Here is a 22,579-nt window from a genome sequence, read left to right as displayed (position 1 = left end):
CCGGACCCGCCGATATCGCGGCGGGTTCCAACCGACAAGAGCCTGTGCAATGAAAGCATTTTTTATCGAGCGCTACGGCAAGCAGAACGGCCGGATTGGCGACCTGCCCGACCCGACGGTCGGAGCGCATGACGTATTGATTCAGGTGCACGCCAGCAGTGTGAACCCGCTGGACCTGAAGATTCGCACTGGCGAATTCAAGATGATCCTGCCGTACCAAATGCCCTTGGTATTGGGCAACGATGTAGCCGGAGTGGTGGTCAGCACCGGTACAGCGGTCACGCGTTTCAAGCCGGGTGACGAGGTTTATGCGCGCCCGCCGGAATCGCGGATCGGTACGTTTGCCGAACGCATTGCCGTCGACGAAAACGCCCTCGCGCTGAAGCCTTCCAACCTGGACATGAAAGAAGCGGCGTGTATGCCTTTGGTTTCGTTGACCGCATGGCAGGCGCTGGTGGAGATCGCTCAGGTAAAGAAGGGCCAGAAGGTTTTGATTCACGCCGGCTCCGGTGGCGTCGGCACCGTCGCAATCCAGCTTGCCAAACACCTCGGCGCCTTCGTCGCGACCACCACCAGCACGGCGAATGTCGAGTGGGTCAAAGCGTTGGGCGCTGATGTCGTGGTCGATTATAAGCAGCAGGATTTCGCCAACGAACTGCGCGACTACGACGTGGTGCTCAACAGCCTCGGTGGCGATGTGCTGGAAAAATCGCTGAAGGTGCTGAGACCGGGTGGGCTGTTGATTTCCCTGTCCGGGCCGCCGACCGCGCAGTTTGCTCAGGAGCAGGGTTTATCTTGGGTGCTCGGGCTGATCATGCGCCTGCTGAGCAGCGGCATTCGTCGCCAAGCGCGCAAACACGGGGTGCGTTACAGTTTTTTGTTCATGCGCGCCGATGGCATTCAATTGCAGAAAATCACCGCGTTGATCGAGGCTGAGCTGATCAAGCCAGTGATCGACCGCAGCTTTTCCTTTGACCAGATCGCCGAGGCATTGCGCTACGTCGAACAGGGTCGAGCCAAAGGCAAGGTCGCCGTCACGCTCGGCCAGGCATCGTAAGCAATGCCAGCCGATGAAGCCCGGGCGGACGAACAACTGCCTCGCGAGACCGAAGCCGATCCGCCACCCGCGAATGATCCGCAGCCGCTGCAACCTCCGCTGATCGAATGGCGCCCCCTGTTGCTGGAGCCGTGACAAGTCCCGTTCCGACTTGCGTTTTGCTCATCCTGCACCACGCTTGATTCTCAGAAGTGCACGGTTTCATGGCAAAACTGCGGTTAACTGAATGGTTAGTTACCGCTATAATCCCGCGCTTCATTCAAACGGGACTTTCAATGTGAACCACAGTCAACGCGTCTCAGGCGTTTCAACGTTCATTCTGGTCGGTCTTGGCGTGGTCATCGCCCTGCTCGGTCTCGCGCTCGCGGCCGGCGGTGTGAAGCTGGTCAGCCTGGGCGGTTCCTGGTACTTCCTGATCGGCGGTCTGGCGATGACCGTTGCCGGTCTGCTGATCGCGCTGAAGAAAACTGCCGGCGCCTGGCTGTTCGCCGCGTTTCTCGTGGCCACCGCGATCTGGGCGGTGGTTGACGCCGGTCTGGTGTTCTGGCCGGTTTTCTCGCGGTTGTTCATGTTCAGCGCAATCGGTCTGGTCGTCGCACTGGTTTATCCACTGCTGGCCCGCGCCAATGGCCGCGCTGCCGGTCGTGGCGCCTATGCGGTCGCGGCAGTACTGGCGGTCGGTCTGGCGGTTGCTGCCGGCAACATGTTCGTCGCGCATCCAACGGTTGCCTCCACTGGCACTGGCCCGGGCCTGACCCCGGTCGAGCCGGCCAAGGCGCAGAAAGACTGGGCGCATTATGGCAACACCGAAGGTGGCAGCCGCTTCGCCGCGCTCGATCAGATCAACCGCAACAACGTCGACAAGTTGAAAGTCGCGTGGACTTACCACACCGGTGACGTCGCCGAAAGCGATGGCAACGGCGCCGAAGACCAGCTCACCCCGCTGCAGGTTGGCAACAAGGTGTTCATCTGCACCCCGCACAACAACCTGATCGCCCTCGATGCCGACACCGGCAAAGAGCTGTGGAAGAACGCGATCAACGCACAATCGAAAGTCTGGCAGCGATGCCGTGGCATGGCTTATTTCGACGCCACCGCCACCATCGCTCAGCCGAGCAACTCTTCGATCATCGAAGCCAAACCGGCTCCGGCCGCCAACTGCCAGCGTCGCCTGCTGACTAACACCATTGATGCGCGCCTGATCGCAGTCGATGCTGACACCGGCGAGTTCTGCCAGGGTTTTGGCAACAACGGCCAGGTCGATCTGAAGGCTGGTCTCGGTGACGTCCCGGACAGCTACTATCAATTGTCGTCCGCGCCGTTGATGGCCGGCACCACCGTTGTGGTGGGCGGTCGCGTCGCTGACAACGTGCAGAGCGACATGCCTGGCGGCGTGATTCGTGGTTTTGACGTGATCACCGGTGCCATGCGCTGGGCATTCGATCCGGGCAATCCGCAGGATCGCAACGCGCCGGCTGACGGCAGCACCTACGTACGCAGCACGCCAAATAGCTGGGCGCCAATGTCCTACGACGCGGCGACCAACACGGTGTTTCTGCCGATGGGCAGTTCGTCCACCGACATCTATGGTGTCGAGCGCAGCGAACTGGACCACAAATACGGCGCCTCGATTCTCGCGCTGGACGCCAGCACGGGTGAAGAACGCTGGGTGTTCCAGACCGTGCACAACGATCTGTGGGACTTCGACCTGCCGATGCAGCCGAGCCTGATCGACTTCGACAAGGACGGCCAAAGCGTTCCGGCGCTGGTCATCGGCACCAAGGCCGGGCAGATCTACGTGCTCGACCGCGCTACTGGCAAACCGTTGACCGAGGTTAAAGAAGTACCGGTCAAAGCGGCCAACATCCCTAACGAGCCGTACTCGCCGACCCAACCGAAATCCGTGGGCATGCCGCAGATTGGCGCGCAACACCTGACCGAATCCGACATGTGGGGCGCCACGCCGTACGATCAATTGCTCTGCCGCATCGACTTCAAGAGCATGCGTTACGACGGTCTGTACACCGCGCCGGGTACTGACAAGTCGCTGAGCTTCCCGGGTTCGCTGGGCGGCATGAACTGGGGCAGCATCTCCACTGACCCGGTGCACGGTTTCATCTTCGTCAACGACATGCGTCTGGGCCTGTGGATCCAGATGATCCCGTCGCAGAACAAAGGCCAGGCCGCTGGCGGTGGCGAGGCGTTGAACACCGGCATGGGCGCTGTACCGCTCAAGGGCACGCCGTACGCAGTGAACAAGAACCGCTTCCTCTCGGTGGCCGGCATTCCGTGCCAGGCGCCGCCGTTCGGCACTCTGACCGCGATCGACATGAAGACTCAGAAAGTCGCGTGGCAGGTTCCGGTTGGCACCGTTGAAGACACCGGTCCCCTGGGCATTCGCATGCACCTGCCGATCAAGATTGGTCTGCCGACCCTCGGCGGCACCCTGTCGACTCAAGGTGGCCTGATCTTTATCGCCGGCACTCAGGATTTCTACCTGCGTGCGTTCAACAGCGGCAACGGTGAAGAAGTCTGGAAAGCGCGTCTGCCGGTCGGCAGCCAGGGCGGCCCGATGACTTACGTTTCGCCGAAGACCGGCAAGCAGTACATCGTCGTCACCGCGGGCGGCGCTCGTCAGTCGACCGATCGCGGCGATTACGTGATGGCGTACGCCTTGCCGTAAATCGCTTCGTTTACTCAGTCAGCAACCCCATGCGCGCGGTGCCTCAGGGCACCGCGTCGTTGTTTTATCGCGTTGAAGATTTCAGCAGGAAGGATTCACATGTTATCGGCTGTTCGCTTTTCCCGTTCCGGGCTTTTCACCGGCCTGCTGTTGGGCCTGTGCTGTATCACCGCCCTCCCCGCGCTGGCCGCCAGCGACTCCGATCCGCTGACACGCAGCACCCTCACCGGCGACTGGGGCGGCTTGCGTCATCAGCTCAATGAAGACGGCATCAAGTTCACCGGCGATTACAGCGGCGAAACCGCTTACAACGCTGACGGCGGCCTGCACCGTTCGGCGCGCTACTCGCAGAACATCAAGCTCGGCGTGCAGTTTGATCTGAGCAAACTGTATGGCGTCGACAATGCCGGCAAGGTCCAGTTGACGATCAACGACCGGCGCGGCAACAGCGCCTCGCAAGACCTGGTCGGCAACCGCTTGCCGATTCAGGAAAATTACGGCGGGCTGTACACACGCCTGACCGAGCTGAGTTATGAGCGCAGCCTGTTCACCCCGGCGCTGAATGTGAAGCTCGGTTACATGGCCATGGGCAACGATCTCGGTGGCCTCGACGGCGGCATTTTGTGCAACTTCATGAACGCTGGTTTCTGTGGGCATCCGCTGAACATGTCCGGTGGCAGTGGCTGGACCAATTACCCGAATGCGCATTTGGGTGTGCGGGTGAAATACGACCTGTCGCCGTCCTGGCAACTGCGTGTGGCGGCGTTCAACGTCGACCCCGAGAGCAACGGCAATTCCAGCCGCGCCTGGCATCTGGGGCCGAAACACACCACCGGCACCGTGGTGCCGATCGAACTGGTGTACAAGCACGCCGGCGAGCTGCCCGGCGAGTACAAGGTTGGCTATTACTACGACAGTTCAGATGTGCAGCGCATTGGCAGCGACGATGAAGTGTCCGGTCGCGGCGGCCATTATCTGCTGGTCGATCAGGCCGTTTGGCGCTCGCCGACTTCCGAGGGCCGTAGCCTGCATGCGTTCGGCCAGTATTCGGCCGCCAGTCAAGCGGCTTCGCCGTTCAGCAAGTGGTACGGCACCGGGTTGGTGCTGTACAAACCGTTCGAAGGCCGCCCGCACGACACCCTCGCTCTGGGCTATGGGCGCGCCGTCCCCAACCCGCGCAGCCGCGACGTGCAGCCGGACGCCGCGCTCGCCAATGGCGCAGCGTTCCCCAACCTGGACAGCGCCGAACAACTGATCGAGTTTGGCTACGGCTATCAGGCAACCCCGTGGCTGACCCTGCGCCCGAATGTGCAATACATCATCGAACCGGGCGCGTTTTCCGGGCAGGACATCGACAATGCCCTGGTCCTGGGCCTGCAAGTCAAAGCCTCACTCTGACCGACGCCTGCTCGCGAAGGCGCCGGGTCAGTGAAATCGATGCTGACTGACCCACTGCCTTCGGGAGCAAGCCCCCTCCCACAATTGGTTTTGTGGCAGGCAGTAATAACTCTGATGTACCCCAAACCTGTGGGAGCGAGCCTGCTCGCGAAGGCGCCGGTCAGTGAAATCAATGCTGACTGACCCACCGCCTTCGGGAGCAAGCTCCCTCGCACAATTGGTCTTGTGGTGGTCAGTAATAACTCTGGTGTACCCCAAACCTGTGGGAGCGGGCTTGCTCGCGAATGCGCCAGTCCAGGCACAGCAATCCTCAATGCTTTACCGCCAACTCCACCAGATGATCCTCAACTTCCTGCGGCTTGAGCACCAGCACATCGCTTTCCAGCGCATCCAGTACCGCTTCGGCGGTGTTGCCGATCAATGCGCCTGACAAGCCGCTGCGTGCCACTGTGCCTATCACCGTTACCGCCGCCTGCAGTTTGTGCGCTATGAACGGAATCAACACATCGGCCGGGCCTTCCTCGATGTGCAAGTGTTCGTCATCGACATCAAATTCTGCCTGGAACGCCCGGCATTGCTCGCGATAACGCGCCTGGATGGTTTCCTTGAGCTGAAACGTCGGGTCCGCTGCCGACAGCATCGGCGAGGGATGCGCGGTGATGACGTGCAAATGCGCCTTGGCCAGGCTCGCTATGTCGTAGCCATGATCGATGATGGTGGTATGCAGATGCCGGTGCTCGCCGTCGGCATTGCCGACATCGACGGCGGCGAGGATCACCTTGTCTTTCCACGACCCCGAGGTTTTCACCAGCAGCACCGGAGTAGGGCAATGGCGCAGCAGTTTCCAGTCGGCCGGGGTCAGCAGGGCTTTTTTCAGCGAACTGTCGGGAAAGTGCTGTTTGATCACCAGCCCGCAACCTTCGGCCTGCTGCACGTCGATGATGGTTTCGTGGAGGCTGTCGTTCCACGCCTGTTCGGTGGTCACGCTGTAACCCTCGGCAAGCAACGCGGCCTTGAGCACGCTGAGCAGGCCGGCGTGGTCGTGCTTTTTGTCGCACACCAACAGATGCAGATGGGCCTGGGTCACGCCCGCGATCAATTTGGCCCGCTTGAGCGCCAGGCTCTCCGAATGTTCGGGGTCGATAACCACCAGAATGCTGCGAATGGCTTGCATGAGCGGAGTCTCCAGCAAAGAAAAGGCACGGCGTTGCACAACTATAGTTGCTGCGCGATCAATCGTGACTTGATACATATCAACGCTGGCGACTGGTGGTCTGCGGGCAGGCCGGTATAATCGGCGCCCTTCGCTCGAACACCTTTACCGTGAGCCCCATGATCCTTCCCGAAATCCACGAATTCCTCGGCTGCCGCACGCCCGACGCCTGGGTCCAGGCGGCACTGGCCAATCAGGAAACCCTGCTGATCGACCACAAGAACTGCGAGTTCAAGGCCGCCAGCACCGCGCTGAGCCTGATTGCCAAGTACCATTCCCACGTCGACCTGATCAACATGATGTCGCGTCTGGCCCGGGAAGAGCTGGTGCACCACGAGCAGGTCATGCGCATCATGAAACGCCGCAAGATCGAGCTGCGCCAGCTTCACGCGGGGCGTTATGCCTCGGGCCTGCGCAAGGTGGTGCGCAGCCATGAGCCGGTGAAACTGGTGGATACGCTGGTGGTCGGCGCGTTTATCGAAGCGCGCAGTTGCGAGCGCTTCGAAGCGCTGGTGCCGCACCTGGACGAAGAGTTGGGCAAGTTCTATTTCGGCCTGCTGAAAAGCGAGGCGCGGCACTTTCAGGGCTATCTGAAACTGGCTTATCAATATGGTGAGGCGAAGGATGTCGCTCAGGTGATCGAGCGCGTCCGCGCCGCCGAGCAGGCGCTGATCGAGTCGCCTGACGAGGAGTTCCGCTTCCACAGCGGTGTCCCGGCCGCCGCATGATCGGGTAGGCGCTGCATCGCAAATCCAGTCCTTAATGTCTGATTGTTAAAAACTCTTGTGAGTATGAAAGTTCTCCGAAAACGGTCCGAGGGCAGGCTCGCCCCCGTGGTTTTTCGGACGAGGCCGTCCATCCGTCGACTGCGCTGAACCTCCTCGCGGCTGATTCTTTCTATCGGGTATGTCCTTCAGGAGATACCCCTATGTCCGATCAGCTAAAAAAGGCGTTACTGGCGGCCTGGCGCAAACGGGCAGGGCAAACCGAGGCCGACGTCGATCCGGAAGATCAATATGACGAACTGCTCAAGGCTGCCGACCACATGGAAGAGCAAGGGCTGATCACCAGTGCCGAGTGGCGTCAATTGGTGCGCGAAGCCGGCAATCTGTTCACCCTGAACGAACAGCAGCCCCACCGCTGAACACTGCCTACGGAGGAATAGCCCATGCTCAGTTATCTGTTTATCGGTGCCAACGACGTGGAGCGTTCGGCGGCTTTCTATCACGCAATCCTGACCCCGCTGGGTTATCAACACGACCGCGAAGAGCACGACTGTTTCTATCTGCCCGGTACCGCGGACAAGTCCAACGGCCCCGGCAGCGTTCACATCGCTAAACCGTTCAATGGCCAGCCGGCAACCGCGGGTAACGGCATGATGCCGGCGTTTCGCGCCGAGTCCCGGCAGCAGGTCGATCAGGTGCATAAAGCCGGGCTAAGCCATGGCGGCACCGACGAAGGTCCACCCGGCACCCGCGAGGCGTACACGCCGGATTTCTACGTGGCCTATCTGCGCGACCCCGAAGGCAACAAGCTTGCGGTGTTCTTCAGCGGCTGAATGCCTGCATGGAGCCCGTCGATTCCGCCCTGATGGCGGCGCGCGCGCAGTTCGCGATCACGATCAGTTTTCATATCGTGCTGGCGGCGTTCAGCATCGGTCTGGCGAACTTCCTCATGGTGCTGGAAGCGTTGTGGTTGAAGAGCGGGAGACAGGTCTATCTGGATGTTTATCGCTACTGGCTGAAAGTGTTCGCGCTTAATGTGGCGGTGGGGACGGCCTCCGGGTTGATTCTGGAATACCAGTTCGGCCTGAACTGGTCGCGGCTGGCGGTGCAGGCCGGCGATATTCTCGGTCCGTTGATGTTCTACGAGGTGCTGGCGGCGTTTTTCATCGAAGCGGGGTTTCTCGGCATCATGCTGTTCGGGCAGAAAAAGGTCGGCCCGCGTTTGCATTTCTTCGCCACCTGCGCGGTGGCGGTGGGGTCGCTGATCAGCGCGTTCTGGATTCTCTCGGCCAACTCGTGGATGCACACGCCCGTCGGCTATTCGGTGGGCGCCGACGGGCGTTTTATCGCCGAGGATTGGTGGGCGATCATCTTCAATCCATCGTTTCCCTATCGCCTGGCGCACATGACTTTGGCGGTGTTGCTTGGCACTGCCAGTCTGGTCGCGGGCATCAGTGCCTGGCAGTTGCGCAAGGCCTCTGACAACCCACGGGCACGCCTGCAATTTTCCATGGCGCTTTGGGTGATTGTCGTGTTGGTGCCGGTGCAGATGCTGGTCGGCGATTTGCACGGTCGGCACACCCTGCACAGCCAGCCGGCGAAAGTCGCCGCCATCGAAGGTTCGTGGACCCGCCCTGCCGAGGGCGCGGGGGAGCCGTTGCGCCTGTTTGCCTGGCCGGACAACGAGGCGCGCGGCAATCATTGGGAAGTCGCGATTCCACGGCTCGGTTCGTTGTACCTGCATCACGACTTGACCAGCACCATCGCCGCACTCGATGAATTCCCCGCGCAGAACATTCCCCCGGTGGCGCCGGTGTTTTTCGCGTTCCGGCTGATGGTCGGGCTGGGGCTACTGATGCTGGGGCAGGGCGTGCTCAGCCTGATCCTGCGACGGCGCCAACGCCTGTACAGCGCGCGCTGGTGGCTGGGCGGCTGCGTGCTGCTGGCCCCGGCGGGTTTTCTGGCGATGCTCAGCGGCTGGGTCGTCACTGAAATAGGGCGCCAGCCGTTTACCGTGTATGGATTGATGCGTACGGCGGACAGTCTGTCGTCGGTTTCCAAGGCTCAAGTCGTCGGATCGACCTGGCTGATTTTGCTGTTTTATCTGCTGATTTTCGGGATCGGCCTGTGGGTGTTGCTGCGCCTCTTGCGTGAGCCGCCGCAGCAGGATCAAGCGGGGCCGCAGCCGACGCTGGCCGACGAGACCGGGCACTGAGCAATGGCCGGCATGGACACCGATTGGCTGACCCTGCTGTGTGCCGCTGCGCTGGTCTTCTCGGTGCTCAATTACGTATTGCTCGACGGCACTGATCTGGGTGTGGGCATGCTTATGGGCCTGACGAACTGCAGCCAGCAGCGCCGGGCCATGGCGGTTACGATTTTGCCTGTCTGGGACGCCAACGAAACCTGGCTGGTGCTCGGCGGCGGTGGACTGCTTGCGATGTTTCCGCTGGCGTACGCCATCCTGCTGCCGGCGCTGTATGTGCCGTTCATTGTGATGTTTCTGGCATTGATCGCACGCGCCATGGCCTTGGAGTTTCGCGATTACGCCGCGAACGAGCAGCGCAAGCGCGCCGTCGATAGCGTGTTGGCGCTTGCTTCGCTGGTCAGCGGATTTGTGCAAGGCATGGTACTCGGCACGCTGGTTCAGGGCGTTGCGCATCAGGGCGGTCAGTACCACGGCGACGGTCGCGACTGGCTAAGCCCGTTCCCGTTGTTCTGCGGTCTGCTGCTGGTGCTCGGCTACGTTTGGCTGGGCACGTGCTGGCTGTATTGGCGCACCCTGGATGAGTTGCAGCGGCGCGCCGCCCGCCAGGCGCGTGGCTTGGCGCTGGTTATCGTGGTGTTGCTGCTGGTGCTGATTGCCTGGACGGCGACGTTGCAGCCGCAATACGCCCGGCGGCTTATGGATGTTCGGCTAGGATTGCCGGCGGGATTGTTGCTTGGCGTTTTAGCAGCGGTATTCGCTAGAGGTTTTCGCCGCCGCGTCGACTGTGTGCCGCTGTTCGCCGCGCTGGGCGTATTCGTGCTGGCGTTTGCCGTGATGCTGGTCGCCGTGTATCCCTACATCATCCCGCCAAACTTGACCTTGGGCGAAGCAGCCGCCAGCCCGAACAGTCAGATCTTCATGCTGGTCGGTTTCGCGGTGTTGGTACCGATCACGCTGGCTTACAACACCTTCGGTTTCCGGGTCTTCAGCGGCAAGGTACGTGTGGGCAAACACACCTGAAGGTCATGTCACCCGACCCTTTTTGCCCGCCGCTGACAAGCGCGAAGCCCGCAACAAGTCGGCGAAGGCTGCCTTGTCGATCGGCCGGCTCATGAAATAACCCTGCACCTCGTTGCATTGATCCTTGCCGAGAATCGCCAGTTGCTCTTCGGTCTCGACCCCTTCAGCGGTAACCGTCAGGCCCATGGCTTTGCCCAGACCGATGATCGCTTGCACCACGGCACGGTCATTGGTGCCGCTGCTGATCGAGGCGATGAAACGTTTGTCGATCTTGATCCCGTCGAACGGATAGGCGCGCAGATAACCGAGGGACGAATAGCCGGTGCCAAAGTCGTCCATGTTCAGGCGCACGCCGAGTTCTTTCAGCGAATTCATGGTAGTCAGCGCACCGTCGGTGTCGTTGAGCATGACGTTTTCGGTGATTTCCAGTTCCAGTCGACTGGCCGGGAAACGCGTTTGCACCAGCACATCACGAACATCCTCGACCACGTCACTCAAGGCAAATTGCGCGGGGGACAGATTGACCGAGAGCAGAACATCCTGCGGCCACTCCAGCGCGGTTTCGCAGGCCTCGCGCAGCACCCAGCGGCCGAGCGGGACGATCAGGTCGGTCTGCTCGGCCAGCGGAATAAACACGTCCGGCCCGAGCAAACCCTGGGTCGGGTGTTGCCAGCGCACCAGAGCCTCGACCGAAACGATCTGTTTGCCATCGACCTTGTAGCGCGGCTGATAGTGCAGGACGAACTCGTTGTGTTTGAGCGCACGGCGCAGATCATCCTCCATCTGCCGCCGGGTCTGGATCTGGTCGCTCATGTGCGCTTCGAAATAGCACCAGGTGTTCTTGCCGTCGGACTTGGCCTGATACAACGCGATGTCGGCGTAGCGGATCAGGTCGCTGGCGACAAAGCCGTGACGGCGGCTGAGGGCGATGCCGACACTGGCGCCGATGTGCAGCGGATGCTGTTCGTAGAGGACGGGCTGATGCAGGCTGTCGATCAGGCGGGTGCAGAACTTGTCGATCTCGTGGTGGCTGTCCATGCCGTTGAGCACCACGACGAATTCATCGCCACCGAGGCGGGCGACGATGTCATGTTCACGTGTGCATTCGCGCAGGCGCGCGGCGACTTCTTGCAGTACGGCGTCGCCGGCCGGGTGCCCGAGGGAATCGTTGATCGGTTTGAAATTATCGAGATCGATCATCAGCAGCGACAGCGCCGGCGCGTGTTCCTTGAGTTGCAATGCGTCGTCCAGGTAACGCGCCAGCTTATTGCGATTGGGCAGGCCGGTCAGGGCATCGTGCATGGACAGGTGCTGAATCTGCGCGTGGGCGGCGACTTCATCGGTGATGTCGCTGGCGGTGCCGCGATAGCCGATAACGCGATGCCTGTCGAAGATCGGCCGAGCAGAAAGCCGGCAGTGCCGGGGCTGCCCGGACTGGTCACGATAGGTGCAGCGCAGATCGCTGCTATTGGCTTCTTCGGTGAGTTTCTTCAGCCACAGCTCAAGGGGCGTGGTGTCGCAGGACAGCAACGCACCGATCGCTTTGCCCAGCCACAGGGCTTGCGGGTAACCGGTGACCTCGCTGAAACGCGCCGACAGATAAGTCAGCGACAAGTCGCCATCGACTTCCCAGATCCAGTCCGAAGCCGCCTCGGCGACAGCCCGGAAACGCTCCTCACTGGCCTCGAGCGCATGGTTGGCCGCTTCAAGCGCCAGATTCGACGCTTGCATCGCGTGGATGCTGTTGTCGACGTATTGCGAGGAGCGCAACGCGTGGCGGAAAAAGTACGCGGTCAGCAGCATCAGCACGACCATCGTCGCGCCGAGTGGCGGAACCAGTGACCACAACAGTTGCTGGCCGGGCCGCTGCAGATCGGCGATCAGGCTGTAGCCGGTGCTGTCGAGCGGCACCCGTGGCTGCGCGGCGTCAATGGTGTCGTCCGGGGCCAGGGTCAGATTCGTCAGGCCATAGCCGCTACCGATCTTGCGCAGTTTGGTCGGCGTCAGCTTGTCGACGAACACCAGCACTGAAGCGTTTTTCAGCTCATCCAGCGGGCGATCATCATTGGGAATGATCGCGGCGGCAGTGATCAGCGCCGGCCAGCCTTCGAACAGTGAATAAGTGGCGACAGGTTTGGTCAGGTCGGGCTGGCTCAGCACTGGGTCCAACAGCGCGGCGGCGGGCACCTGGAGCACCGCAGAGACATCGGTTTGCACCATTTGCCCGCGTATCACCGCGTATTTGGTGGCATTGCGGTCCAGCACAAACACGCCGTCGTAACCGTCGCTGGTGAACAAGGTCTTGCCCATGTTCTGCTCGGTGTAGGCCCAGTTGATGTCGACTGGCCCGCTCAGTGCCTCATAGGCGGTGGTCCAGTAGGCGTAACTGGTGATGTAGTTCTTCGAGGTGGTAATGCGATTTTCCAAGGCACGCGCCGAATAGAAGCGGTTTTGCTCGACATCCTGGCTGTCCAGCTGACTGGCGATGCTCAGCAGGGCGCTGATGGCGGCGATGACCCCGGCGACGAACAGTGCGCCGACTGCAATGGCCAGGCGTCGGGTGACTGCGCGTTGCGGGCTGGGCTGGGGTGGCGCGGAAACGGAATCGGCCATGTGCTCGTCCTTGATCCGGTGTCTACTGAATCTAGAACAATGGCGCGGGCACAATGTTCAGATTGATGTCGGGATCGCGTGGTCTGCAATTGATCGAAGTGTAGCGAATTTGCCGAAAATCCCAGCGGCACCGGCCGGCGGTCATTCCCGAAAGGGCGAGACTTCCCGCGCAAAAACCGGATAATGGCCGCCATTCGTTTAGCCGTATTCTGGTAATCCCGCATGGAAATCAAGGTCAACTTTCTCGACAACCTTCGACTTGAAGCCAAGTTCGACGACTTCACGGTGATCGCCGATCAGCCCATCCGTTACAAGGGCGATGGCTCGGCGCCGGGGCCGTTCGACTACTTCCTCGCGTCGTCGGCCTTGTGCGCGGCTTACTTCGTCAAGTTGTACTGCGACACACGCAACATCCCGACAGAGAACATTCGCCTGTCGCAAAACAACATCGTCGACCCGGAAAACCGCTACAACCAGATCTTCAAGATCCAGGTCGAATTGCCCGCCGATATCTCCGACAAGGATCGCCAGGGCATCCTGCGTTCGATCGACCGTTGCACCGTGAAGAAGGTGGTGCAGACCGGCCCCGAGTTCATCATCGAAGAAGTCGACAACCTCGACGCCGACGCCCAGGCGCTGCTGATGCCGCACTCCGGTTCGGAGGGGGGCACCTTCATCGCCGGCAAGGACCTGCCGCTGGAGCAGACCATCGCCAACATGTCGGGGATTCTTGCCGACCTCGGGATGAAGATCGAAATCGCCTCGTGGCGCAACATCGTGCCTAACGTCTGGTCGCTGCATATTCGCGATGCGCATTCGCCGATGTGCTTCACCAACGGCAAGGGCGCCACCAAGGAAGGCGCGCTGGCCTCGGCGCTGGGCGAGTTCATCGAGCGCCTGAACTGCAACTTCTTCTACAACGACCAGTTCTGGGGCGAGGAAATCGCCAACGCCGAATTCGTCCATTACCCGGACGAAAAATGGTTCAAGCCGGGGCCGAAGGACGAATTGCCAAGCGAAATCCTCGACGACTACACCCTCGGCATTTACAACCGCGACGGCGAACTGCGTGGCTCGCACCTGTTCGACACTAACTCGGGCAACACCCAGCGCGGCATTTGCTCGCTGCCGTTCGTGCGCCAGTCGGACGGTGAAGTGGTGTACTTCCCGTCGAATCTGATCGAAAACCTCTACCTGAGCAACGGCATGAGCGCCGGCAACACGTTGGCCGAAGCGCAGGTGCAGTGTTTGTCGGAAATCTTCGAACGTGCGGTCAAGCGCGAAATCCTCGAAGGCGAAATGGCCCTGCCGGACGTACCGCAGGAAGTGCTGGAGAAATACCCGAGCATCCTCGCCGGCATCAAAGGCCTGGAAGAGCAGGGCTTCCCGGTCCTGGTCAAGGACGCCTCGCTGGGCGGTGAATTCCCGGTGATGTGCGTGACCCTGATGAACCCGCGCACCGGCGGCGTCTTCGCCTCGTTCGGCGCCCACCCGAGCCTGGAAGTCGCCCTGGAACGCAGCCTGACCGAACTGTTGCAGGGCCGCAGTTTCGAAGGTTTGAACGACTTGCCGCAGCCAACCTTCTCCGGTCAGGCCGTCACCGAGCCGAACAACTTCGTCGAGCACTTCATCGACTCCAGTGGGGTGGTGTCATGGCGCTTCTTCAGCGCCAAAGCGGACTTCGAATTCGTCGAGTGGGATTTCTCCGGCGAGGGCGAAAACTCCAATGCCGAAGAGGCCGCGACCCTGTTCGGCATCCTCGAAGACATGGGCAAAGAAGTCTACATGGCGGTCTATGAGCACATCGGCGCCAAGGCATGCCGCATTCTCGTGCCGGATTACTCGGAGATCTACCCGGTCGAAGACCTGATCTGGGACAACACCAACAAAGCCCTGCAATTTCGCGCCGACATCCTTAATCTGCACAACCTCAGCAAAGTCGGCCTGCGTAACCTCGTCCAGGGTCTGGAACGCAGCGAGCAGGACGATTACACCGACATCACCACGCTGATCGGCATCGAGTTCGACGACAACACGCCGTGGGGCAAGTTGACGATTCTGGAACTGCGTTTGCTGATCTACCTCGCCTTGCAGAAGTTTGACGAAGCCAAGGACTTGGTTGAGGCGTTCCTGCAGTACAACGACAACACGGTTGAGCGCGGCTTGTTCTATCAAGCCGTCAACGTCGTGCTGGAGATGGAACTGGACGAGGATCTGCAACTGGAAGATTACGAAGCCAACTTCCGCCGGATGTTCGGGGACGAGCGTATGGATGCGGCGATTGGTTCGGTCAACGGCAGCGTGCGGTTTTACGGCCTGACCCCGACGAGCATGAAGCTGGAAGGGCTGGACCGGCATCTGCGCTTGATTGAGAGCTATAAGAAGCTGCATGCGGCGCGGGCGAATGTGACGGTCTGACCGTCAACTGTGGCGAGGGATTGCTCCCGCTGAGGTGCGCAGCAGGCCTGTTTTCGTGATGACGAAGAGAGGGCTGCTTCGCAGCCTGGCGGGAGCAAGCTCCCTCGCCACAGGGGTAGCGCCGTAGCCCGGCTAACGGCCGTGCGCCGCATCTGCCAATTGCCCCGTATCCACCCGCACAAACACCGAATCGCCCACCGCCGTCAGCACTTCCCCCGCATACACTTCGCAAATCACCCGCGTCTTGCGCCCGACATCGCCTTCGACACGCGCGCGCAGAATCAGCGGCACGCCCATCGGCGTCGGCTTGATGAACTTGATCCCAAGGTTGCCGGTGACGCAGTCGATGCGCGGCAGACTGCCGGCTTCTCGGTGTTCGGCGCGGTAGTGCCAGGCCATGGCTGTCCAGTTCGAATGACAGTCGACGAGCATGGCGATCAACCCGCCGTAGACCAGATCTGGCCAGCCGCAGTAACGGGCGTCGGGCAGGTGTTCGGCTATGACGTGCACGCCGTCGTCGTCCCAGCGGCTTTTGACGTGCAGGCCGTGCGGATTGCGGCCGCCGCAGCCGTAGCAAACGCCTTCGGGGGCGGCGAGGTCTTGCAGGGGAATGTCGAGGCTGGACATGAGCGTGGTCATCCTGAAGTAGAAGAGTGCGGTCAGGCGGGCGTCAGCCAGGTATCGACGACGCGGCGATCCAGCTCTTCCCAGTACGCCATGCCCAGCACGCGGGTGGTGTTCAGCCCGCGCAGGTAGCCGCGCAATTGATGGGCGGTGTCTTTGACGAGCTGCGGATCGCGGGTGTTTTTGTCCAGCAGGACGGTTTCGTACTGGACCAGGTACTCCGCCACGCGGTCGCGGAAGTCAGGCAGTACGGCGTCACGGATCAGGTCGAACGTTCTCAAGGCGAGATCCTCGGTTGATTTTTCTGCTTGTTGTGAGTGTGCCTCAGTCTGTTCGGCAGGCAACTATTGCTAGAAGTAATAGTGACCATCAAGAAACGCAAGTTCTGCTTTGCCGGCAACAGGCGGAAAATCGCCTCCATCGAATACGCAGCTCAAGGAAATGCGCGATGAAGACGCTGACACGACTGGCTTTGATCGCCCTGCTGATGGGCGGGGTGGTTGCCACTGCACCGGCTTACGCAGACGCCGCCACGTCGTGCCACTTGCAACCCATCGCCGGCAGTGCGTCGACGTTGCAGCACACGCAGACCGTGGGTGTGCTGTTGAGCGAGAACACTCTGCAGAATCTGCAATACCTGGAGCGTTACCACGACATGGCGCTGAACGGCGCGAAAGACGCACTGGATTCGCGGATTCGTGAGGCCTTTGTCGGCAGCTCCGACCCGGAGCTGGCCATGGATTGGTTGCTCAGTTCGTTGCAGCAGCAGTTTGTCTCGGTGACCGTCTACGACAATCTCGATGCATTGGTGCAGGCGCATCCGGACATCGTGGTCAAGCTTGATACGTTCAACCGTCTGCTGACGCAGCGCAACAGTCTGGTCGAGGCGCGGTTTTCCGCGCGGTTCTACGACGCTGACCTGCAATACATCGGCAAGGCTGAAGGGGCGATCGAGCAACAACTGCCCTCGGTCTGGGTGCATGACCAGGCGGCGCCGCAGATCGCTGCGCGGATCAATCAGCAACGTGACCTGCAACTTGACGCCTTGAAGCAATTCGATGTGTCGCTCAAAGCGCTGGTGGCGTCGAGCTGATCACTAAAACGTAAATGGCAACGGCGGCTCCGTGAGGCTGGACCGTTGCCGGTTGAACCGAACCTTTATTTTTCAGGATTACCCCGATGCGTCCTTTATTTGTGCCTGTGATGGCTTTTGCTTCGTTGCTGCTTGCTGGCTGCGCCTCTGCGCCGAACGATCCGACCCTGACGTTGCAGACGAGCAAGACGCCGGCGCAGTACGCCGAATGCGTGGTGCCAAAGTTGCAGGGCAGTGCGTTGAACCCGACGGTTTCTCAGAGCCAGCGCAGTTACCGGATTGTGGTGCCGAGCAAGGTCGCGGCGGATAACGTGCTCGAGGCATATAAAGACGGGAAGGGCGGCAAGGTGTTTATTTATGAGCGGCATTTGCTGGCGTCGAATTTGTTGCCGTCGAGTTTTGAGCGGGCGGCTCAGGATTGCATTTGATCTGAGCGCCTGGATGGGTTTTTGACAGAGCTCCTTTGGTTGGCCGCAACCAACCAATTTTTTTGCCCCACACCGGTTGTTGGTTGTGGGGCTTTTTTTTGGGACTTGGCGGCCTTTGGGCCGACCAGGTTTTGGGCGGTTTGGGGGGTATATCCGTTGCTGCGGTAACGGCTGCTTGGGGTTCCGCCCTGACGGCGGGTGACTTTGGGGGCCCAAAGTAACCAAAGGCCTTTTGCCCTGACGTGCGGCCCCTCGCCTAGGCTCGGGGTGCCTTCGCTGCGGGATCGATCCGGGCGCAGCGTCTCCGGTTTGCTTCGCTGCACCTCCTCTCGCTGTGTACGACTTCGTCGTACGGTCGCTGCGCTCCCACGCCCGGATCAATCCCTCCGCTCAGCCTTCCGACGGGCGCCGTGCATCAAGATCAAGAGCGTTACTCGAGCTAACGCTCATTGTGTTGAGTGGTTAGAAGCCAACGCGCTTTGCTTTGCTTTTGCTTTTCTGTGGGAGCGAGCCTGCTCGCGAAGGCGGCCTGACAGCCGACCTTTTTTCACCGGATGCACCCAATCCAAACTGTAGGAGTGAGCCTGCTCGCGATGGCGTCAGGCCGGGCAACTTATCGGTGACTGACCTGGCGCTATCGCGAGCAGGCTCACTCCTACAGGGGGATCTGTGTGCGGATGAATTCCAGCAAACCACGAAACCTGTTGGAGCTGGCTTGCCAGCGAAGGCGCCTGCCAGCCGACCAATTTTCACCGGATGCACCCAATCCTACAGGGGGATCTGAGTGCTGGTGAATTCCAGCAAGCCACGAAACCTGTGAGCTGGCTTGCCAGCGAAGGCGCCTGACAGCCGACCAATTTTCACCGGATGCACCCAATCCAAACTGTAGGCGCGAGCCTGCTCGCGAAGGCGGTGTGTGCCGCAATTGTGAACGGCGCTCTATTACGCATTCACCCCGTCACACACCCAACCGGCACTTTCCCCGCAAACGTATCTACCAGACTCGCCACCACCATTTCCCCCATGCGCGTGCGGGTCTGCAAGGTGGCGCTGGCCCGATGCGGTTGCAGCACCACCTGTTCGTTGCCAAACAACACTTGCGGCACGTTTGGTTCATCGACAAAAACATCCAGCGCGGCCCCGGCAATTTCGCCGGCAGAAAGCGCCGCAACCAGATCGGCTTCGTTCACCAGTTTGCCCCGCGCCACGTTGATCAGATAACCGTCCTTGCCCAACGCATGCAGCACTTGCGCATCGATGATCGCTTCGCCCTTGTCAGCCGCAGCGGCGAGGATCAGCGCATCGCTGTCGCGCGCCAGTTGCTTGAGGTCGGCGACGAAGGTGTGCGGTACGTCGCTCATCGGTTGCAAGTCGGTGTAGCTGATCGGGCAACCGAAGGCGGCGGCGCGTACGGCGATGGCGCGGCCGACGCGGCCCATGCCGACGATGCCGATGCGCATGCCCGATACCTGGCGGGCCAGGGGCAGCGGGGCCAGCGGTGTCGGGCTGTGCGGCCATTGGCCGGAGCGCACGTAGCGGTCGCTGGTGCACAGGCCGCGGCACACCGAGATCAGCAGGCCGATAGCGAGGTCGGCGACGTCTTCGGTGAGGGCGCCGATGGTGGCGGTGACGCGGATGCCGCGGTCGCGAGCGTAGGCCAGGTCCACGGCGTCGGTGCCGACGCCATTGACGGCGACCACTTCCAGGTTCGGCAGTTGCGCCATCAGCGTCTGGGTGATGCCGGTGTGTCCGCCGGTGATGACGCCGCGAATGTTGGCGCCGTGTTCTTCTATATACGCGGGCTTGTCCGTTTGCTGGAAGTAGCGACGCACGGTGAACAGTTCGTCCAGGCGCGTATTGATTTCGGGAATCAGGATCGGGCTCAGTTGCAGGATTTCTGGCTTCATGGCTTCCTCGTTACGCAATAAAAAGGCCGGCTCAACCGCGGCCGGCAAACGGCATGGCGCTGGCCATGACGGTCATGTTCAGGACGTTGGCCGACAGCGGCAGGCCGGCGATGTAGCGCACGGCGTCGGCGACGTGTTTGACGTCGACCATCGGCTCCACGGCGATGCTGCCGTTGGCCTGGCGTACGCCTTGGGTCATGCGCACCGACATTTCCGTCAGGGCATTGCCGATGTCGATCTGGCTGCAGGCGATGTTGAATTCGCGACCGTCGAGCGCCAGGGATTTGGTCAAGCCCAGCACGGCGTGTTTGCTGGCGGTATAGGCGCTGCTGAACGGGCGGGGGGTGTGCGCAGAAATCGAACCGTTATTGATGATCCGTCCGCCCTGTGGCTGCTGCTTGCGCATTATCCCGAAGGCGCCGCGAGCGCAGAGGAACACCCCGTTCAGGTTGGTATCGATCACGTTGCGCCACTGCTCGAACGTCAGTTCATCCAGCGGCACGGCGGGTGCGTTGACCCCGGCGTTGTTGAAGACCACGTCGAGGCGGCCATAGACCTCGGCAACGGTGGCGAACAGAACGTCGACACTGGCCGGGTCGCGCACGTCGGTGGGCACCGCCAGCGCCGTGTGTCCTTGGCTTTGCGCCAATTCGACCAGCGCGTGCAAGGGCTCGGGCCGGCGTCCGGCGAGCACGAGAGTGAAGCCGTCGGCCATCAGGCCCAGCGCCACGGCGCGGCCAATGCCACTGCCGGCTCCGGTCACCAACGCGACTTTCAAAGGGGGGGTCATTTTATTGTTCTCCTGTTTTCAAAGGCCGACGGATCAGGTCCGTGGGCCGACGCGCATTTCCAGTTGGCCGATGCCGTCGATGCCGGCGTTGATCACATCGCCTGGTTGCAGCCCATCGACGCCCGCCGGGCTGCCGGTCATGATCAGGTCGCCGGCGCGCAGTGCCACGGATTGCGAGATGCGGCTGATCACTTCACTGACTGACCAGATCTGGCTGTCGAGGTTGTCGCGCTGGCGTTCTGCACCATTAACGTTCAGCCATAACTCGCCCTCGGGATGGCCAGAGCGGCTTACCGGAACGACGGCGGTCATCGGCGCGGCACCGTCGAACACCTTGGCGCCTTCCCACGGCAAACCGTTGCTTTTGGCGGCGCGCTGCACATCGCGGCGGGTCAGGTCGAGGCCGGCGGCGTAGCCCCAGACGTAGGCCAGCGCCTGTTCCTCGGGAATGTTGGCGCCGCCTTCGCCGATGGCCACCACCAGTTCGATTTCGTGAACGAAGTCCTCGCACAGCGTGGGGAAGGCCACGTCGCCGACGGCATCGACTACACAGCTTGCCGGTTTCATGAAGAACACCGGTGGCTGGCGCGACTGGCCCTGGCTGTCGGGCCACGGGTAGTTGCGGCCGACGCAAAACACCCGGCCGACGGGGAAGCGTTGGTCAGTGCCGAGCACCGGCAAGGTCACGGGCAGATCCGGAGTAAAGACGTATTCGGTCATGTTCATCCTGCGGGGCATCCTGTTTGAAGTAGCAGCGTACGGCGGCTGGCGTCGGCGAAGTTGGACGAAAGCCGCCTGCGTTTGGAGAAAACGGGGTTTTTTGCCTCAGCGCACTTTCAGCTCGATGCGGTACAAGCGTCCGAGCAGCAACGAGTAGGAGAGGGTGCCGATCAGCGCCACACCGCCGATGAACCAGAAGGCATAAGCGAAGGTGCCGGTGGCATGGACAATGGCGCCGATTACGATCGGGGTGACGATGCCGCCGATGTTCGCGGCGAGGCTGGTGACGCCGCCGGTCAGTCCGATCAGCTCTTTGGGCGCCACTTCCGACACCGCCGCCCACGACGAGGACGCGATGCCCTGGGCGAAGAAGGCGATGGTCAGCACGGCGATGCAGATCAGGTTCGAATCGGTGAAGTTCACCAGCACGATGGACATGCCCAGCATCGAACCGACCACCAGTGGCAGCTTGCGTGCGAAGGACATCGAGTAGCCGCGACGGATCAGCAAATCCGAGACGATGCCGGCCAGCAAAATCCCCACCGTGGCGCCCACGAACGGCAGTACGGCGAAGATCCCGGCCTTGATCATGGTCAGCTTGCGTTCTTCGATCAGGTAGGTCGGGAACCAGGTCAGGAAAAAGTACAGCGCCGAGGTGCTGGCGAACTTGCCGATGCAGATCGCCCAGACCTGCCGATAGCTGAACAGTTCGGCAACCTGCCGCCAGTTGAAACGGGTGCGTTGCTGGCTGCTTTTGACCAGACCGCCGCCGGTTTCGATGTACTGCAATTCTGCCTGGCTGACCTTTTTGCAGTTCAACGGATCGCGATACAGATACAGCCACAACACACCGAACACGATGCCGAGTGCGCCGGTGCTGTAGAACACATGGCGCCAGTCGAAAGTGGTCGCCAGCCAGAGCAGCGCACCGGTGAACAGCGCGGTGCCCAGGTATTGGCCGCAGACGTAAATGCTGCTGGCCAGCCCGCGTTCTCGCGCCGGAAACCACACAGTGACCGCACGACTGTTGGCCGGAAAGGCCGGAGCTTCCATGGCGCCGACGGCCAGGCGCAGGCCGAACAGCGAGGCAAACCCGGTGGCGAAACCCTGGCAGACGGTGACGGTCGACCAGCTGATCAGCGAAACGCCGTAGGTAAAGCGCGAGCCGAAACGGTCGGCGATGAAACCGGCCGGCACCAGCGCCAGGGCGTAGGTCCAGGCGAAGGCGGAGAAGATCAGGCCCATCTCGATCTTGTCCAGGCCAAGATCCTTGGCCATGAAGGGTGCGGCAATCGAGATGTTCACACGGTCGATGTAATTGATGATCGTCGCAATCAGCAACAGCGACAGCATGAACCAGCGCCGCCGGGTTGGCAGCCGCTGTGCCGAGACGGCATCGCGTGAACCGGCAATCACCGGCGGCACGGTAGCACTGGAAGAATGAGAGTTGGACATGCGGAGACCTCGTTATTGTTAGAAGAATCGAGATTTTTCGAGCAGCCGACCGCGTTGCCCACAATGTGTGGGGCAAGACAATCGAACGTGAAGCGGGCGTGGCTGAAGCGCAGGCTTCAGACGTTCAACAACGTCGGTCTGCGACTGTCATCAAGGTGAGGTCGAGAGGGGTGGCGAGGGGGAATAGCAGGATCATGACGTGCGCACCTTTGATTGTTTTTGAAAG

20 protein-coding genes are annotated in these 22,579 nt (G+C 61.2%); 12 read left to right on the top strand and 8 right to left on the bottom strand.

Translation table 11 applies throughout. From position 1 onward, the window contains the following. Positions 1-49 precede the first annotated feature (49 nt). The 4 genes from HU765_RS08430 (at position 50) to HU765_RS08420 (ending at position 5,138) form a co-directional block, all read left to right on the top strand. Positions 50-1,057, top strand: coding sequence for an NADP-dependent oxidoreductase (locus HU765_RS08430; protein ID WP_186619725.1), 1,008 nt, complete (start codon positions 50-52; stop codon positions 1,055-1,057). A 3-nt stretch (positions 1,058-1,060) separates the two neighbouring features. Further along, positions 1,061-1,192 (top strand): hypothetical protein, encoded by a 132-nt coding sequence (locus HU765_RS27005; RefSeq protein ID WP_272973773.1) that lies wholly within the window; start codon positions 1,061-1,063, stop codon positions 1,190-1,192. Between the two features lie 142 nt (positions 1,193-1,334). Continuing rightward, positions 1,335-3,740 carry a membrane-bound PQQ-dependent dehydrogenase, glucose/quinate/shikimate family gene (locus tag HU765_RS08425; protein WP_186619724.1) on the top strand — a complete coding sequence of 802 codons (2,406 nt, stop codon included), beginning with the start codon at positions 1,335-1,337 and terminating at the stop codon, positions 3,738-3,740. Between the two features lie 99 nt (positions 3,741-3,839). Continuing rightward, positions 3,840-5,138: a carbohydrate porin gene (locus HU765_RS08420; protein WP_186619723.1), complete on the top strand. Its 1,299-nt coding sequence runs from the start codon at positions 3,840-3,842 to the stop codon at positions 5,136-5,138. A gap of 310 nt (positions 5,139-5,448) precedes the next feature. Here HU765_RS08420 and HU765_RS08415 read toward each other — a convergent pair whose 3' ends face one another. Further along, the gene (locus HU765_RS08415; RefSeq protein ID WP_186619722.1) at positions 5,449-6,312 is read right to left on the bottom strand and encodes a universal stress protein; all 864 of its coding nucleotides are present in this window, start codon (positions 6,310-6,312) and stop codon (positions 5,449-5,451) included. A gap of 158 nt (positions 6,313-6,470) precedes the next feature. Between HU765_RS08415 and miaE the strand changes: the two genes are divergently transcribed. The 5 genes from miaE to cydB all read left to right on the top strand — a co-directional run bounded on the left by miaE (position 6,471) and on the right by cydB (position 10,305). Next, positions 6,471-7,079 carry a tRNA isopentenyl-2-thiomethyl-A-37 hydroxylase MiaE gene (miaE, locus tag HU765_RS08410; RefSeq protein ID WP_186619721.1) on the top strand — a complete coding sequence of 203 codons (609 nt, stop codon included), beginning with the start codon at positions 6,471-6,473 and terminating at the stop codon, positions 7,077-7,079. A gap of 200 nt (positions 7,080-7,279) precedes the next feature. Further along, on the top strand, positions 7,280-7,495 hold the full coding sequence (locus HU765_RS08405; RefSeq protein ID WP_186619720.1) for a hypothetical protein: 216 nt from the start codon (positions 7,280-7,282) through the stop codon (positions 7,493-7,495). Positions 7,496-7,519: 24 nt separating this feature from the next. Then, positions 7,520-7,909 carry a VOC family protein gene (locus HU765_RS08400; RefSeq protein WP_186619719.1) on the top strand — a complete coding sequence of 130 codons (390 nt, stop codon included), beginning with the start codon at positions 7,520-7,522 and terminating at the stop codon, positions 7,907-7,909. An 8-nt stretch (positions 7,910-7,917) separates the two neighbouring features. Beyond that, positions 7,918-9,291 carry a cytochrome ubiquinol oxidase subunit I gene (locus HU765_RS08395; protein WP_186619718.1) on the top strand — a complete coding sequence of 458 codons (1,374 nt, stop codon included), beginning with the start codon at positions 7,918-7,920 and terminating at the stop codon, positions 9,289-9,291. Between the two features lie 12 nt (positions 9,292-9,303). Next, positions 9,304-10,305, top strand: a complete 1,002-nt coding sequence (cydB, locus tag HU765_RS08390; protein ID WP_238344667.1) for a cytochrome d ubiquinol oxidase subunit II — start codon at positions 9,304-9,306, stop codon at positions 10,303-10,305. 3 nt (positions 10,306-10,308) lie between these two features. On the opposite strand, the gene HU765_RS08385 is transcribed toward cydB, so the two are convergent. After that, positions 10,309-12,918 (bottom strand): EAL domain-containing protein, encoded by a 2,610-nt coding sequence (locus HU765_RS08385; RefSeq protein WP_186619716.1) that lies wholly within the window; start codon positions 12,916-12,918, stop codon positions 10,309-10,311. A 222-nt stretch (positions 12,919-13,140) separates the two neighbouring features. Between HU765_RS08385 and HU765_RS08380 the strand changes: the two genes are divergently transcribed. Further along, on the top strand, positions 13,141-15,336 hold the full coding sequence (locus HU765_RS08380; protein WP_186619715.1) for an OsmC domain/YcaO domain-containing protein: 2,196 nt from the start codon (positions 13,141-13,143) through the stop codon (positions 15,334-15,336). A gap of 132 nt (positions 15,337-15,468) precedes the next feature. Here the strand turns inward: HU765_RS08380 and HU765_RS08375 are convergent, their stop codons facing one another. Both HU765_RS08375 and HU765_RS08370 read right to left on the bottom strand, forming a co-directional pair. Next, positions 15,469-15,963 (bottom strand): PaaI family thioesterase, encoded by a 495-nt coding sequence (locus tag HU765_RS08375; protein ID WP_186546677.1) that lies wholly within the window; start codon positions 15,961-15,963, stop codon positions 15,469-15,471. A 32-nt stretch (positions 15,964-15,995) separates the two neighbouring features. Next, positions 15,996-16,241: a hypothetical protein gene (locus tag HU765_RS08370; RefSeq protein ID WP_186546676.1), complete on the bottom strand. Its 246-nt coding sequence runs from the start codon at positions 16,239-16,241 to the stop codon at positions 15,996-15,998. A 167-nt stretch (positions 16,242-16,408) separates the two neighbouring features. On the opposite strand from HU765_RS08370, the gene HU765_RS08365 reads away from it, so the two are divergent. Further along, on the top strand, positions 16,409-17,053 hold the full coding sequence (locus HU765_RS08365) for a class II glutamine amidotransferase (protein WP_186619714.1): 645 nt from the start codon (positions 16,409-16,411) through the stop codon (positions 17,051-17,053). A gap of 86 nt (positions 17,054-17,139) precedes the next feature. Further along, positions 17,140-17,481 carry a hypothetical protein gene (locus tag HU765_RS08360; protein WP_186619713.1) on the top strand — a complete coding sequence of 114 codons (342 nt, stop codon included), beginning with the start codon at positions 17,140-17,142 and terminating at the stop codon, positions 17,479-17,481. A 950-nt stretch (positions 17,482-18,431) separates the two neighbouring features. On the opposite strand, the gene HU765_RS08355 is transcribed toward HU765_RS08360, so the two are convergent. From HU765_RS08355 to HU765_RS08340, 4 genes are all read right to left on the bottom strand, one after another. Beyond that, positions 18,432-19,388 carry a 2-hydroxyacid dehydrogenase gene (locus tag HU765_RS08355; protein ID WP_186619712.1) on the bottom strand — a complete coding sequence of 319 codons (957 nt, stop codon included), beginning with the start codon at positions 19,386-19,388 and terminating at the stop codon, positions 18,432-18,434. Between the two features lie 31 nt (positions 19,389-19,419). Beyond that, positions 19,420-20,178, bottom strand: coding sequence for an SDR family oxidoreductase (locus HU765_RS08350; protein ID WP_186619711.1), 759 nt, complete (start codon positions 20,176-20,178; stop codon positions 19,420-19,422). A 33-nt stretch (positions 20,179-20,211) separates the two neighbouring features. Beyond that, positions 20,212-20,904, bottom strand: coding sequence for a fumarylacetoacetate hydrolase family protein (locus HU765_RS08345; protein WP_186546671.1), 693 nt, complete (start codon positions 20,902-20,904; stop codon positions 20,212-20,214). A gap of 99 nt (positions 20,905-21,003) precedes the next feature. Next, entirely contained in the window at positions 21,004-22,353 is a 1,350-nt protein-coding gene (locus tag HU765_RS08340) for an MFS transporter (RefSeq protein ID WP_186619710.1), read from the bottom strand. Positions 22,354-22,579 lie beyond the last annotated feature (226 nt).

The sequence above is a fragment of the Pseudomonas sp. SWRI81 genome (assembly GCF_014268545.1).
GTDB lineage: Bacteria > Pseudomonadota > Gammaproteobacteria > Pseudomonadales > Pseudomonadaceae > Aquipseudomonas > Aquipseudomonas hamedanensis.
Note: the sequence above shows the minus strand (reverse complement) of the source record. Positions and strands in the feature narration are given on the sequence as shown.